17 protein-coding genes and 2 tRNA genes are annotated in these 13,673 nt (G+C 60.5%); 5 read left to right on the top strand and 14 right to left on the bottom strand.

Annotated elements, in window-relative coordinates; all coding sequences use genetic code 11:
* Nucleotides 1-57: 57 nt before the first annotated feature.
* Nucleotides 58-345, top strand: a complete 288-nt coding sequence (locus ACSV9I_RS04880) for a hypothetical protein (RefSeq protein ID WP_438327723.1) — start codon at nt 58-60, stop codon at nt 343-345.
* 76 nt (nt 346-421) lie between these two features.
* Here the strand turns inward: ACSV9I_RS04880 and ACSV9I_RS04875 are convergent, their stop codons facing one another.
* Both ACSV9I_RS04875 and ACSV9I_RS04870 read right to left on the bottom strand, forming a co-directional pair.
* Nucleotides 422-622 (bottom strand): hypothetical protein, encoded by a 201-nt coding sequence (locus ACSV9I_RS04875; RefSeq protein ID WP_438328514.1) that lies wholly within the window; start codon nt 620-622, stop codon nt 422-424.
* 117 nt (nt 623-739) lie between these two features.
* Nucleotides 740-2,422: an HWE histidine kinase domain-containing protein gene (locus tag ACSV9I_RS04870; protein ID WP_438327722.1), complete on the bottom strand. Its 1,683-nt coding sequence runs from the start codon at nt 2,420-2,422 to the stop codon at nt 740-742.
* Between the two features lie 128 nt (nt 2,423-2,550).
* Between ACSV9I_RS04870 and ACSV9I_RS04865 the strand changes: the two genes are divergently transcribed.
* Nucleotides 2,551-2,841 (top strand): BON domain-containing protein, encoded by a 291-nt coding sequence (locus ACSV9I_RS04865; RefSeq protein WP_438327721.1) that lies wholly within the window; start codon nt 2,551-2,553, stop codon nt 2,839-2,841.
* A 146-nt stretch (nt 2,842-2,987) separates the two neighbouring features.
* Here ACSV9I_RS04865 and ACSV9I_RS04860 read toward each other — a convergent pair whose 3' ends face one another.
* A complete protein-coding gene (locus ACSV9I_RS04860) occupies nt 2,988-3,236 on the bottom strand; it encodes a hypothetical protein (protein WP_054159706.1) in 249 nt (82 codons plus the stop codon).
* A gap of 101 nt (nt 3,237-3,337) precedes the next feature.
* Nucleotides 3,338-4,444 (bottom strand): glycoside hydrolase family 25 protein, encoded by a 1,107-nt coding sequence (locus ACSV9I_RS04855; RefSeq protein ID WP_054159707.1) that lies wholly within the window; start codon nt 4,442-4,444, stop codon nt 3,338-3,340.
* A gap of 215 nt (nt 4,445-4,659) precedes the next feature.
* On the opposite strand from ACSV9I_RS04855, the gene ACSV9I_RS04850 reads away from it, so the two are divergent.
* Nucleotides 4,660-4,998: a hypothetical protein gene (locus ACSV9I_RS04850; RefSeq protein WP_438327720.1), complete on the top strand. Its 339-nt coding sequence runs from the start codon at nt 4,660-4,662 to the stop codon at nt 4,996-4,998.
* A gap of 69 nt (nt 4,999-5,067) precedes the next feature.
* Here the strand turns inward: ACSV9I_RS04850 and ACSV9I_RS04845 are convergent.
* The 10 genes from ACSV9I_RS04845 to ACSV9I_RS04800 form a co-directional block, all read right to left on the bottom strand.
* Nucleotides 5,068-5,143: transfer RNA gene (locus ACSV9I_RS04845), tRNA-Phe, on the bottom strand.
* A gap of 211 nt (nt 5,144-5,354) precedes the next feature.
* Nucleotides 5,355-5,567 (bottom strand): DNA gyrase inhibitor YacG, encoded by a 213-nt coding sequence (yacG, locus tag ACSV9I_RS04840; protein ID WP_054159720.1) that lies wholly within the window; start codon nt 5,565-5,567, stop codon nt 5,355-5,357.
* Nucleotides 5,568-5,569: 2 nt separating this feature from the next.
* Nucleotides 5,570-6,190 (bottom strand): Maf-like protein, encoded by a 621-nt coding sequence (locus ACSV9I_RS04835; RefSeq protein WP_054159721.1) that lies wholly within the window; start codon nt 6,188-6,190, stop codon nt 5,570-5,572.
* 25 nt (nt 6,191-6,215) lie between these two features.
* Complete coding sequence (infA, locus tag ACSV9I_RS04830; protein WP_004435948.1) at nt 6,216-6,434, bottom strand: translation initiation factor IF-1; 219 nt, start codon at nt 6,432-6,434, stop codon at nt 6,216-6,218.
* A 136-nt stretch (nt 6,435-6,570) separates the two neighbouring features.
* Nucleotides 6,571-7,035, bottom strand: a complete 465-nt coding sequence (locus ACSV9I_RS04825; RefSeq protein ID WP_054159722.1) for a low molecular weight phosphatase family protein — start codon at nt 7,033-7,035, stop codon at nt 6,571-6,573.
* A 2-nt stretch (nt 7,036-7,037) separates the two neighbouring features.
* On the bottom strand, nt 7,038-7,511 hold the full coding sequence (locus tag ACSV9I_RS04820; protein ID WP_054159723.1) for a UPF0262 family protein: 474 nt from the start codon (nt 7,509-7,511) through the stop codon (nt 7,038-7,040).
* Nucleotides 7,512-7,513: 2 nt separating this feature from the next.
* Nucleotides 7,514-8,812, bottom strand: a complete 1,299-nt coding sequence (gene hisD / locus ACSV9I_RS04815; protein WP_438327719.1) for a histidinol dehydrogenase — start codon at nt 8,810-8,812, stop codon at nt 7,514-7,516.
* A gap of 58 nt (nt 8,813-8,870) precedes the next feature.
* Entirely contained in the window at nt 8,871-9,308 is a 438-nt protein-coding gene (locus ACSV9I_RS04810; RefSeq protein WP_438327717.1) for a DUF2948 family protein, read from the bottom strand.
* A gap of 145 nt (nt 9,309-9,453) precedes the next feature.
* Nucleotides 9,454-10,746 carry a UDP-N-acetylglucosamine 1-carboxyvinyltransferase gene (murA, locus tag ACSV9I_RS04805; protein ID WP_054159726.1) on the bottom strand — a complete coding sequence of 431 codons (1,293 nt, stop codon included), beginning with the start codon at nt 10,744-10,746 and terminating at the stop codon, nt 9,454-9,456.
* Nucleotides 10,747-10,874: 128 nt separating this feature from the next.
* Complete coding sequence (locus ACSV9I_RS04800; RefSeq protein ID WP_438328557.1) at nt 10,875-11,303, bottom strand: hypothetical protein; 429 nt, start codon at nt 11,301-11,303, stop codon at nt 10,875-10,877.
* A 124-nt stretch (nt 11,304-11,427) separates the two neighbouring features.
* Here ACSV9I_RS04800 and ACSV9I_RS04795 point away from each other — a divergent pair.
* Both ACSV9I_RS04795 and ACSV9I_RS04790 read left to right on the top strand, forming a co-directional pair.
* Nucleotides 11,428-11,502 (top strand) — tRNA-Thr (locus ACSV9I_RS04795).
* 92 nt (nt 11,503-11,594) lie between these two features.
* Nucleotides 11,595-13,166 (top strand): tyrosine-type recombinase/integrase, encoded by a 1,572-nt coding sequence (locus tag ACSV9I_RS04790; protein WP_438327716.1) that lies wholly within the window; start codon nt 11,595-11,597, stop codon nt 13,164-13,166.
* Nucleotides 13,167-13,673 lie beyond the last annotated feature (507 nt).

Here is a 13,673-nt window from a genome sequence, read left to right as displayed (position 1 = left end):
ATTAAAGCTGAACTGCGCTTCACGCGTAAGATGGCTCAAACATCGAGGCGATCATCTATGGAGAGTTCTGCACCGACACTCGAGGGCCGTCTCAACGCCCAGCGCGAGATCCTGATCGCGCTGGTTGCCCAGGTATTGCTGCACCCCGATGCCGGACCCGGATTGATCCGCAGCCTGGAGGAGGAGGTGTTGGCGCAGGACGGGTCGGAAGATCCAGGCGCAACACCATCTGCGGGGCTGGCCAGAACGGGGGAAAAGAGCGCCGAGATCCGAGAGATTCTCGAAACGGCAAAGGCAAGGGCGTCCGCCATTCGGCGCACCGCCGACCGGATCGCGGATCTTTGACGGTCGCAAGGATTGCGACAGAGGCGTTCCGATCCGTGGCAGAAAGTTGAGCCGGCTTTAAAACCGGCTCCGACCGTTATTGACCGCTATTGTCCTTAGGATCGAAATTTGCGTCCCAATCCGCCGGCGGATCTTTCTTGCCAGGCGGCCACTTGTGCATGGTAGCATCCTCAGATCCGGTGATCACCGTCGGTTTGGCACTTGCGACACCATTGTTGTGGCCACCGTGCTGGGTGCCGACGAATTGACCCTCGGCATCCTTGTGGATCTGCTTCACTTCTGGGGTCGTGTCCCTCTCCACCGTGCGGTCGCGTGCGTTCCCATTGCTCATGCTCTCAACTCCTTCGTGCTTCGTCTCGAAGGAGAACCGGACATGAGGAACTAAGTTCCGCCGTCAGGCAGTCCCGATAAAAGCGGACAGGGGTGCGACCAGTGTCCAGCGCAGGCCTGCCGGATCGAAGTCCATCGTCACCTTGCCGCCAAAGGCGCTGGATGCATGCCTTTCAATCACAGTAGAGCCGAAACCGCGGCGCGTCGGCTTCTCGACCGGCGGGCCGTAACGCTCGCTCCAGACCAGATGCAGCATGGGCTGATCCGCATCGGGGTCCTCGATCCACCATTCCACCGAAATTCGACCCTCGATGACCGAGAGCGCGCCATATTTCATTGAATTGGTCGCCAGTTCATGCAAGGCAAGACCAAGGTTCTGCACGGCATTGGCATTGGCCAGGATATCCGGTCCAAGTTTTTCGACCCTGTCGGTCGATCCGACGACGGTTTGCAGGTGCAGGTCGATGAGTTTGGCCAAGGGGATACCGCCCCATTGTTGCCTGGCCAGCGCTTCGATCGACCCGGCGAGACCCGCGAGACGTCCGCTGACGGCCTGATGATAGGCTTCGACGCTGTCGCTGCTTCGGGCCAGCTGTCGCATCATTGCCTGGACGAGCGACAGGATATTCTTCGTGCGATGCACGAGTTCCTGCAGGATGAAGTGGACCCGCTCCTCCGCTTCGGCGCGATCGAAGGATGCGTTCGACAAGGCGACCGCCACCTGGTTCGCCTCGACGATCTTGGTGGTTTCGGGCGAGACGATTTCACCCTTGCCTATTCGCTCGGCCATGCCCGCAATTCTGCGAATGGACGCCCGCAATTGGTGGGCCGCCACCAGCACGACGCCGAGGCTCAGCGTGAGGAAGACGAGACTACCGATGAGCAGAGATCGCCAGATGCTGACGAAAGACCCTTTGGTGCTGGCCACCGGACCCCAGGCCACCACATGCCAGGGCCAGTCGGCCACGCGGGCATAGCCCATCAGATATTGCTCGCCCTCCCGATAGAAGACAGCACTGTTGTTGGCGCCGAAGAGCAGGTCGAGCTTGTCCCGATCGAAGTTACTGCCCGAGGGGCGATTGTCCGGGCCACTTGAGACGATGATCCGACCAGCGGCATCAATGAGTGCCGCCGTCCATTCCGGCGGCAGGTTTTCCCGATAAGTCAGGTCCCCGAGCGTCGCTGCATCCTGCGTGAGGATAATGGCTTCAGCACCGCCGGGAAGGTTGCCAGCTGGCAGGGGCCTCGTCAGATTGACGACCCAGCGCTGGCTCGTCGCGCCAAAAAACACCCCCGACAATTCAGTACGACCCGAGGCGATGGCTGAGCGGACAGAGGCGGGATTGGAAACGGGTCGAAGAGGCGCGCCCCAGGCGACCCTTGTATTCAAAACCTGTTGGCCGTCCCGGGTGGACAGGATCACATAGAGCGAACTGTCCTTCAGGCTGCCACCGATCCGGTTGTGGAAGGCTTCCAGATTTCCCTGTTTGAGTTCGGGGGCATCCGCAATCACCGACAAGGTGGTGGTGAGGTCCGTGAGCCTTCGCTCGACACTGCGGCTGATCGTTTGCGCATCCTGCGCTGTACTGACCCGCAAAGCCTGGAATTGTGATCTTTCGAGTTCAAGCAGGAGAAAGACGACAAAGCCCAGGAGCGGCAGGGTGGCGAGTGCCGCCATCGTCGCCAGATAGGTGCCGATGGATGCGGTGGGAAATGAGCCCAGCAGAAGGCGAGCGAGTTTGCTCATATCCGTCTTCCACGCGTCATGCAGAACCCAAGTCGGTGCCATTCCCGCTGCAGCGATGCGAACCAAATTGCCCGTCGGGCGTTGTCGTTGATCGAGACAGAATTGATCGACACCCGAGGAGCGAGATCATGATCTTCAAGCCGCAGACCTTTCACGGCGAAGAGCCAGTCGTTGCGAACGAGACCCCCATCGGGGCCATGCCGGTGGATGCGATACTGGAAGAAGAGGCTGCCCAGGCGCTTGCAATGACCGAGGGGGTGGATGCAACAGCCCTGACCGTGACGGCGAGCAAGGGGGAGATATTTCTGCTCGGTAGAATTGGATCGCGCGCGGAAATCGATCGGGCGATCGAAGCCCTGCTCGCCGTTCCGGGCGTCAGGAAGGTGACGGTGCAGCTGGAGACGGAAGACTTGCCCTGACCAACTTCCCGGCGTTTTCGCCGCCTGCAAAACAACAGGCGGCGAGAGCCGTGGTCTCACCCCGCGCCACCTATTTGCTCTCACCATGTCGATGAAATGCAATCGCAATTCAGCTGTCCCGTGCATACCGCAACGACGGCTGCAAATCAGCCGACAGCCTCCGATGCATGCCGTGGCGCCCAACCCTGCCAGGCGGGGCCGGTTTCCCGAAAACGTCCTGTCAGGTCCTGTTGCCGCAAGACGAAAGGTCGACGCAACCGGGCACCCTCTTCCGCATGACGACGTGCTGCCTCTGCGGCAAGCGCATGGCTCGGATAGCAGACCGAGCGCAGGCCCTCATGCACATAGGCCCAGCCATCAGCTTCCGGAACGATGTCGTAATAGGCGCGCATCATGACGAACTCCTCCTGAATGTCTCGCGTCTAACGCGCGAGACATCATTCGGTTCCAGACATGGCGCATTTTCCTCCGCAGAGGTCTTGTGGCACGACCCGCCTCAGCGCAGGCCGGCGACGTTTTCCCAGCTGGTCTTGCCATCTACCCAGCGCTGCCAATCCTTGACCGACCCATAGAAGACGTTGAGGTCGATCTTGCCGTTGACGCCCTGCGACAGGCCAGAACCCGAATACTGCCAGAACACCCATTTGCGTCCCGGATAGGTCTTCGACGGATGCGCTGCGACCGAGCGAAGCCAGAACGGATAATCCAGAAAATGGCCGCGCAGGTTGTCCTTGTAGAAATCGGGTGCGGTGTAGATCACCGGACGCTTGCCGTAGTGGCGCTCGAGGCGGTCCATGAAGACCTGCATCTTTTCACGCGCTTTTTCTGGCGACAGGCGGAAGCGGCAACTGGATTCGCCATTGTATTCGACGTCGATCACCGGCGGCAGCGCATCCGGGTCACGCGGCACGTTGCGGATGAACCAGTCGGCCTGATCGGAAGCGACGCGGCACCAGTAGAAGAAGTGATAGGCGCCCCGCTTGAGGCCGGCGGCCTTGGCCCGGTCCCAGTTAGTCCGGAACATCGGATCGACATGATCGCCGCCATCGGTCGCCTTGATGTAAGCGAAATTGGCGCCCTGGCCGCGCAGCGTCTTCCAATCGATATTGGCCTGCCAACGCGAGACGTCGACACCGTGTACCGCATGGTGCTTCGGCTTTACCTTACCGAAATTGATCGGCTTCGCATCGCGGAAGCGCTGGCTGTAAACGCGGTGCCGTCCGCCGGACGACGACGCGGCTGGCTCCTCGGGCGCCATGACAGCGGGCGTGGGCGGAACGAGCCGTGAGACCGGCCGCTGATCGGGCACGGGCATGCCGGCCGTCATCGGCGATGCTTCGAAATGCTGTTGCTGCTGGCCGTTGCCGGCCCAGGCAAGTGCTTCGGGATGGCTGGTCACCGGAGAGGATGGCGTGATGGATGCCGTCTGCTCATCGACTGCAACGGCTGGCATGGGGGCCTGAGCCGGCGGTGGAGCTGCCTGAGCCGTCTGGGTCGCAGGCTGGTTCCTCAGCCGCAGGATTTCGACGGGATTGGTGCGCGCGCTGCAGCTGGTGAGCACCATGCAGCCGACGAGGAGCGAGGGAATGACCTTGGAACGCATGACACTCGAACTCAAATACTACGACCGGGTACCGAATACGCCAGACACCCGCAGCCTCAGGGAATTGCTAACAAAGCTTTACCGGCAAAAGGTGAATGCAATCTTTACGGCGACGTTCGATGCACGCCCTGCCGAACTGAGATCCTGCGCGTTTCGGTTCTTGCGAAATGCGCGAAGTCGTGGAAGGCTTTGTCCGATTTCAGGAGAGCTTGCCCATGACCGACACGTCGATCCGTCCTCTCGTTGCAGGCCTGCTGCGACCAGCCCTTTTCCTTGCTTTTGCGGGCCTTGGCCTGCCTGCCCAGGCGGCCTTGTCAGGCTACTACGACAGCCTGGAGCGGATCGGCGTGATCCTCGGGGATCCCCGCCTGCCCGATATGCTGAAGCAGCAGCCGATCGGCTCGATCGGCAATACGGGGACGCGAAAGGATGGCGCTTCGGAATGGACCATCCGCACACAGGACTGTGATCTCGTCGTCTACCTGATCCCGATCCTGCCGGATGGCCCGGGCAAGACCACGTACCAGCTCGACATTCCCAAGGGTTGCGATTGAGGCAGAGATGAACCTGTTCACCCGCAGGCGAGTGTCGGAGCACATCTTCTATATTCTGATTTGAGAAAATGGTGCCCGGAGGCGGATTTGAACCACCGACACGCGGATTTTCAATCCGCTGCTCTACCAACTGAGCTATCCGGGCATCTCGGCTTCTTGCGAAACCTGCCGGCTCCTTCTCGGAACCGCCGGGGTCTGTCCCCCGGGAGCGAGCGGGGTTATAACATCTTGTTCGGCCATGGCAAGCACCTGACGGCACTTTTTTGAAGAAGATGTGAAAATCCCAGAAAATGCAATGCGAACAAGCAGATCCGGTTCAGGCTGCAAAGCAGCCGAACCCGGGTTCGACCGCAGCGTCAGCCGCGACCGTCGTCTTCTGCCTGGCTTTCGTCGTCAACGACCGGGATCGCGTAGGAGCCCTTCAGCCAGCGGGACAGGTCGAGATTGCGGCAACGGTCCGAGCAGAAAGGATAGTCCTCGCGGGTCGAGGGCCTTTTGCATTCGGGACACGGCAGCGCCTTGCGCAGCGGCTCCACCTTGGCCAGGCGGCCGGTTTCATCTTCAGACATGCTCAGCCCTCGGTCCAGGGGGTGTGAACGTCATAGCCCTCGCCTGAGAGCATCTGCAATGTCTCGAACAGGGGCAGGCCGACGACATTCGTGTAGGAGCCCACCATTTTCTGCACGAAGGACCCGGCAATGCCCTGAATGGCATAGGCGCCAGCCTTGCCGCGCCATTCGCCGGAAGCGAGATAACATTCGATGTCATAGCCCGACAGACGCTTGAAGCGCACCTTGGTCTCGACGATCTTCTGGCGCTGCTTGCCATCAGGCGTGATCAGGCAGACACCGGTGAAGACCCAATGGCTGCGGCCGGAGAGTAGATGCAGCGCCGAGGATGCCTCCTGCATCAGTTCGGCCTTCGGCAGGATGCGCCGGCCAACGGCTACGACCGTATCGGCTGCCAGAATAAAGCTGCCGTTCCATGCAAGGTCCTTTCGGACCTCCTGGTAGGCGGCTTTGGCCTTGTCGGCCGAGAGGCGGCGGGCGAGTGAGCGCGGATGCTCGGCCTTCTTCGGGGTCTCGTCGAGATCCATCGGCATCAGGCGTGCCGGTTCGATATGGGCCTGTTTCAACAGGTCCACCCGCCGGGGAGAACCCGATGCCAGTATCAGTTTGTGTCTCAGTTCCATGATCCCTCGCGGCCGGAGGCGACGCTCACTTGAAGCGATAGGTAATGCGGCCCTTGGTCAGGTCGTACGGCGTCATTTCAACCAGTACCTTGTCGCCAGCGAGAACACGAATGCGGTTCTTGCGCATGCGGCCTGCCGTATGGGCGATGATCTCATGTTCATTTTCGAGCTTCACGCGGAAGGTTGCGTTCGGCAACAGTTCGGTGACGACGCCGGGGAATTCGAGGACTTCTTCTTTAGCCATTGAGCAGTTGTCTTTCCTGGGGTTTCAAAGGGGCGACATTTGCGCCCTTAAAAATGTGCGCGGAAACTACACAATCCCTGTCACTTTGTGAACCGTGTAGATCAGGCTTTTCGGCATTGCCCGAATCCGGGACTTTTTAGCGATTTTCGGCCTGTATGAGGCGCTCTACGATGTGTTTTTCCAGTCGGTTCCGCACATCGCGATAGGCATCCAGGATCTGGTCCCGTGTGCCGGTCGTGCCGGAAGGATCCGGCATTGGCCAGTATTCAACCTCGACCGCCGTCTGACGTGTCAGTTCGAGGGCTGCATGATGCGCCTCTGGCGACAGGGTTACGACAAGATCGAAATAGTCGTCTTCCAGATCGTCCAGCGTTTGTGGCGGATGCTTGGGAGCGACCAATCCCAGTTCATCGAGAACCGCATCAACGAAGGGATCGCTCTCGCCGCGGCGCACGCCGGCGGAGGCGACATATACGCCCGACGGCAACATCGCCCGTGCGATTGCTTCGGCCATCGGCGAACGGATTGCATTCATCCCGCAGACGAAAAGAACTGCACCGGGGCGGCGGGGCTTGCCGGCATCCGGCGCATCGCTTTCCATGCTCAGCCGCGCCAGTAAAGCACGCAGACCAGCGTGAACAGCCGGCGGGCGGTGTCGAAGTCGATGACGATCTTGCCGGCGAGCCTGTCCATCAATGTCTGTGAACCGTCATTGTGGATGCCGCGCCGTCCCATGTCGATGGCTTCGATCTGCGACGGCGTCGACGAACGGATCGCCTCGTAATAGCTCTCGCAGATCATGAAGTAGTCCTTGATGATCCTTTGCAGCGGTGTCAGCGACAGGATGTGGACAGCAACATCGCCACCGTCTTCGGTCTTGATCGAAAACACCAGCTTGCGGTCCATCAGCGACAGATAGAGCCGGTAAGGGCCACCCGCGTGACCGACCGGTTGAAACGAATTCTCTTCGATCAGATCGAAGATGGCGACCGCCCGCTCATGCTCGACATCAGGCGTGGACCGACCAATGGTCTCGTCCAGCACGACATCGCAGAGCCGGAAGTCGCCAGCCGCCATTGCTAGCTCCCGAGATTGAGACGAATGGCGACAGAGCGGGCATGGGCGTCGAGCCCTTCCGACTTCGCCAGCGCAATCGCCGCCGGTGCCAGCTTGCGCAGCTGCTCAGGGCCGAGCCGCAGGATCGAGGTACGCTTGACGTAGTCCAGCACGCCCAGTCCCGAGGAGAAACGCGCCGAACGCGCGGTCGGCAGGACATGGTTGGAGCCACCGACATAATCGCCGATCACTTCCGGTGTATGGCGCCCGACAAAGATCGCGCCGGCATTGCGGATGCCGTCGATCAAGGGTTCGGGATCATCAACCGCAAGCTCCAGATGTTCGGCCGCAATACGGTTGGCGAGCGGGATCGAATCGGCAAGCCGCTCGACCTTGATGATGGCACCGAAATCACGCCAGCTGGCGGAGGCTGTTTCGGCGCGGGGAAGGCTTTTCAACTGCCGTTCGACAGCGGCTTCCACCGCCTCGCCGAGCGCACGATCGTCGGTGATGACAATCGACTGGGCGCCCGGATCGTGTTCGGCCTGGGCGAGCAAGTCAGCGGCGAGCCAGTCCGGATCATTGTCCTTGTCGGCAATGATGAGCACTTCCGAGGGACCGGCAATCATGTCGATGCCGACAGTGCCGAAGACCTGGCGCTTGGCGGCGGCAACATAGGCATTGCCGGGGCCGACGATCTTGGCGACCGGGGCGATCGTTTCCGTACCATAGGCGAGTGCCGCGACAGCCTGAGCGCCGCCGATGCGGTAGATCTCGGTAACGCCGGCAATCTTTGCCGCCGCGAGCACCGTCGGATTGATTGCGCCGCCGGTTGCCGGCACGACCATGACAACGCGCGGCACCCCGGCCACCTTGGCGGGGAGCGCATTCATCAGGACGGAACTCGGATAGCTTGCCGTACCGCCGGGAACGTAAAGGCCGACGGCATCGATGGCCGTCCAGCGCGAGCCGAGGCCGACGCCGATTGCGTCCTCGTAGATATCGTCCTTGGGCATCTGGCGCGCGTGATGGCGTTCGATGCGCTCGGCTGCCAGCATCAGGGCATCGATCAACTCAGGCGCCGTCGCCTTCGTCGCCGCCTCGATCTCGGCATCGCTCACTCGCATTGATACGGTGGAGAAGTCCACGCCGTCGAAACGCTTCGAATAATCGGCAAGCGCCGCGTCACCGCGAAGGCGCACATCGTCGATGATCTTGCGCACGACATCGTTCACATCGTCGGATACTTCACGCTTCGTCGTCAGGAAGGCGGCAAATCGCGCCTCAAAATCCCCCGATGCCTGATCCAGCCAGATTGCCACGTCCCCACACTTCCTTCTCAGACTGCCATTTCAAATTGCTGCGCCACAGAGAGTGCCCTCAGTCGGCCTCGTGCTCCGGCTTTGCCGTCGTCTCCCAGGCGCCGCCAATATCGGCGAGCTGGGCCTCGATGCACTCCACCTCGAGCGCGACCATCCCGCCGCCGGCCAGCACCAGTTCGATGACGCCATCAGGCCCCTCGCCTGTTGGCACGTAACGAACCGCAAGCAGACTCATCACTTCATCCACCTTGCCGCGATCAAACCCGATCGAGCGGACCGCCTCGACGCGCTTGAAGCTCAGTCCGGCGCGGCGACGCTCGAAGCTTTTCTTCGCTCGATCGGCCTTCTCCCAGACAAAGCGATTGCCGGCGAGCGAAAAGACGCCGGAGCGGGCAGAGAAGCTCAGATCACCAACCTTGAAAACGGCGTCCTGCATATGCGCCGAAATGATCGCGAGATCATCGGCATCGAGCACCAGAAGTTTCAGGTCCGTCATGTCACCTCACTATTGCAGCCTGAAGACCGCGTTGCAGTCCCCGTCGATTTCATGTTGTCGACATAGGTTGCCGCTTGTCCAGTGGCAACGGGACAAAAAGACTTTTCGTCCCGTTGCAGTCCGGATGAGGTGTTTCGTCGGTCGATCAGTCGCTGATACGCTCGACGATCGCGCCGCAGCGGGTGAGCTTTTCTTCCAGCCGCTCGAAGCCGCGATCGAGATGATAGACGCGGCTGACCATGGTTTCGCCTTCGGCTGCCAGACCGGCGATGACCAGCGACACGGAGGCGCGCAGGTCGGTTGCCATGACGGGTGCACCGCGCAGACGCGACACGCCTTCAATACGGGCCGTCTGGCCGTTCAGGGTGATCTTGGCGCCGAGGCGGGCAAGCTCCTGCACATGCATGAAGCGGTTTTCGAAGATCGTTTCCGTGACATGCGAAACCCCTTGGGCGCGGGTCATCAGACCCATGAACTGCGCCTGCAGGTCTGTCGGGAAGCCCGGATAGGGCTCGGTGACGATGTCGACCGGACGGATCTGGTCACCATGGCCAATGACGCGAATGCCACCCTCGACGGCCGAAACTTCGGCGCCGGCGCGACGGATCGCCTCAATCGCCGTGTCGAGCAGGCTGATATCCGTTCCCGACAGCGTGACGTCGCCACCCGTCATGGCAACCGCCATGGCATAGGTGCCGGTCTCGATGCGATCCGGCAGCACGCGGTGGCGGGCGCCCGACAGGCTGGTCACGCCTTCGATGGTGATGGTGGAGGTTCCGGCACCCGAGATCTTCGCGCCCATGGCGATCAGGCAGTTGGCGAGATCGACCACTTCCGGTTCGCGCGCCGCATTACCGATCACGGTCGTGCCGCGGGCGAGCGAGGCTGCCATCAACATGACATGGGTGGCGCCGACCGAGACCTTGGGGAAGGTGTAGCGCGCGCCGATCAGGCCGCCCTCGGGGGCTTTGGCATTGATGTAGCCACTATCGATTTCCATCTCGGCGCCGAGGGCCTGGAGGCCCTCGATGAAGAGGTCGACGGGGCGCGTGCCGATGGCGCAGCCGCCGGGCAGCGAGACGCGGGCCTGACCGCAACGGGCCAGAAGCGGCCCGATGACCCAGAAGCTCGCCCGCATCTTCGACACCAGCTCGTAAGGTGCGGTGGTATCGGCGATGGTGCGGCAGGTGAAATGCACGGTGCGGGAATAGGACCCGTCCTGATGCTCGCGGCGGCCGTTGACCGAGATGTCGACGCCGTGATTGCCGAGGATGCGCAGGAGATTTTCAACGTCTGCCAGATGAGGCACGTTTTCCAGCGTCAGCGTATCGGAGGTCAGAAGCGAGGCAATCATCAGCGGAAGCGCTGCATTCTTCGCACCGGAGATCGGAATGATCCCGTTCAATGCATTACCACCGACGATCCTGATGCGATCCATGTGAACCTACGATACGGGCGCGAACGCCCGCCTTTCCTTGATGAGCGAATGAGGGATGAGCCTTGCCTAGCGAGGCTGGCTCCTTAGACGAAAAGCGCGACCGGTTCAACGAAGCCCGTCACGTTGGGTTAATCACCGGGTTTGGACGAATTTGCGGCGGAGATGGCAACAACAGGTTCGTCCACGCCCATGCCGGCCGACAGGGTGCCGGCGGCCGGCTGTTGCTTCGACGGCTGGGAGGCTTCTACAGCAGGCGTCTCCGTCTCCGTCGCCAGCCCGGCCGAGGGGCGCGCTGCGGGAAGCCCCTCGCCATCTTCCGCCCGACCTGCACGGCGGGCCCGCGACTGCTGCTTGCGCCGCGCCAGATTCTCGCGCAGTTTCTCTGCTGCCCGGATCCTTCGCCGCTGCTCGGCCTCGCTCAACCCACGCGCCCCACGATCGGTGAGGTTCCCCTCCCCGCTGCTGCCGGCCCCGACCTGGGCCGTATCATCGGGCGCAATGCCCTTGTTTTCCGCGTCTTCTGCCATGCCCGGGTGATAGCGGAAACTGCGTCGCACCGGAAGCCCGACACGGCCTTGTCACAAAACATCCGGCATCAATCGCTTTTCCGGCTTGCGCTGCCCGAAAGTCTGTGGCAATAGGCCCCTCGTTCCGGGCGACACCAACCTTCGCCCGCCAGATGCTGCTATAGCTCAGGGGTAGAGCACTCCCTTGGTAAGGGAGAGGCCGAGAGTTCAAATCTCTCTAGCAGCACCATTCCATCCTCTTGAAATCGTTGCAGCCCTTGCATTTGCAGGGCGTTTGTTCATTCTTCCGTTACAAAATGCGTTACAAACCGGAAGAACTCGATGGCCCGACAGCCGCGCTATCTCTTGAATCGAAACGGCCGTTATTTTGCACGGCTCGTGATCCCCAAACATCTGAGGCCTTACTTAGAAGACAAGACAGAGTTGCGTGAAGCACTCGGGCCCGATCGGAAAATCGCCCTCAGCTTGCTGCATTCTGCTGTCTCGCGAATGCAATACGCGATCGCGAAAGCCCATGAGGAAGCTGCGAAGGCGGGTGGAAGGATCGTAGAACCTGGCCGCTATCCTCTTCCGGTCGATCAGATCGCCCTGAAGAACTACCACGAACGTCTTGCCTTCGATTCTGCCCTTCGCAACAGCGATTCTAGATATGCGAGCGTCGGGCTTGATGATCGTCTTGTAGAGGTTCTTCGGCAGGGCATCGCGGGGAAGCTATCCGATGAGCTCTTGGAGACCCTTGTGGGGGAAAGAATCGAGCGTTACCGGCGCCTGGGTCATACAACGGCAGAAATAGGCACACCCGAGCGCCGCAAGCTCGCGATAGCGCTCTGCGAATCCGAGCTTGAAGCATTTGCTCGCGCCGCCGAACGCGATGAGGGTGATTACACAGGCCAGCTGACTTCGCCTCTGCTTGTGAATGCGGCACCAGAGATCGAGGAGCTTCCGCCAGTCCCGCTCAAAGATCTATTCGAACGCTACATCGCCGAGCTCAAAGCAAACGGAAAGGGGATAGAGGCCGAGAAGCGCTGGGCGCCAGTGATCGACGATCTTATTGTATTCGCGAAGACATCCGACGCTCGTAAAATCACCAAAAAAGCCCTCGTGGCGTGGAAGGACGCAAAGATCAAAACGCTGTCACCGCGCACGGTAAAAGACGTTTATCTCACGGCGGTCAACGCGGTGTTCAACTGGGCTATCGCCAATGACCTCCTGAATGAGAATCCTGCCGCCACAATCAAGCTGAAAGTCGCAGCCAAAGTCTTGAACCGCCCAAAAGGGTTTACACGCGACGAGGCCACAAAGATCCTAAAGTTCGCATTGGCCTACCAGGCAAGAGCCTCCGATAATCCTCAGACGCAGGAGAAGCCGCAGACCAGTGCCGCAAAGAAGTGGGCGCCACTGCTCTGTGCTTTCACTGGCGCCCGCATTTCTGAGATCACGCAGCTGCGCAAGGAGGACATCCAAACCCAGGGAAAGATCTCATTCATCAGGATCACCCCAGACGCCGGCAAGGTTAAAACGCGGAAGTATCGAGACGTCCCCTTGCACAAGCAGATTATCAAGCTGGGCTTCCTCGAGTTTGTGAAGAAGGCGCCAACTGGGCCACTATTCTATCCCCCGATGGAGGGCGAGCGCACAGCTGATCCAGCACAAACAGTATCGGGACGGATCTCGAACTGGCTCAAGAAGGCGGGTGTTGTTCCAGAAGGCGTTTCCCCAAACCATGGCTGGCGTCATGCTTTCAAGACCACAGGCCGAGAGGCTGAAATTGATAGCGGGATCCTAGATGCGATCTGTGGTCATTCCTCTGGGCGAGTAGCCGATGATTACGGGGACTTCACGATCATCGCAAAGCAGAAGGCGATCGATAAGCTGCCCAGCTTTGACGTTTGACGCCCCCTACTCCGCAGCGGTCGCCCCTCCAAGCAGTGAATGGATCACCCGCTTCCCGATCCTGCTTGGGGGCGTCACATCGCCTGGGGCAGCTGCACGAATAAGATGAAGCCACTCCCACTCCGCTGTTGACAGGGCCTCCTGGCCCAGAAGCTCTCGGAGCAAGTTCGTAGTTTGAAATCCAAAATGCTGCGCCAAAGCGAGCTCTGACACCTCGGCCAAACTGATGTTAAGTGCGGTCGCTAGTGGCTTAACCTGATCAAGGGGCAGCTTTGCGGCGCCCGCCACCACCTGCTCCAACAGAGTTGCAGAAAGCTGCATGCGATCTGCCAGTGCCTCGATCGAGGAATCCCGTGCTTCCATCTCACGCACGATCAAATTCGACAGGTGACCTGAGCCCCTGACCTTCCTCCAGAATTTGGTAGAGTCCGTCACATCAAGGAGACGGACGAATGAAGCGTTCACGGTTCACGGAAGAACAGATCATCGGAATATTGAAGGAGCAGG

This window comes from Rhizobium sp. G187, assembly GCF_051549525.1.
Classification (GTDB): domain Bacteria; phylum Pseudomonadota; class Alphaproteobacteria; order Rhizobiales; family Rhizobiaceae; genus Allorhizobium.
Note: the sequence above shows the minus strand (reverse complement) of the source record. Positions and strands in the feature narration are given on the sequence as shown.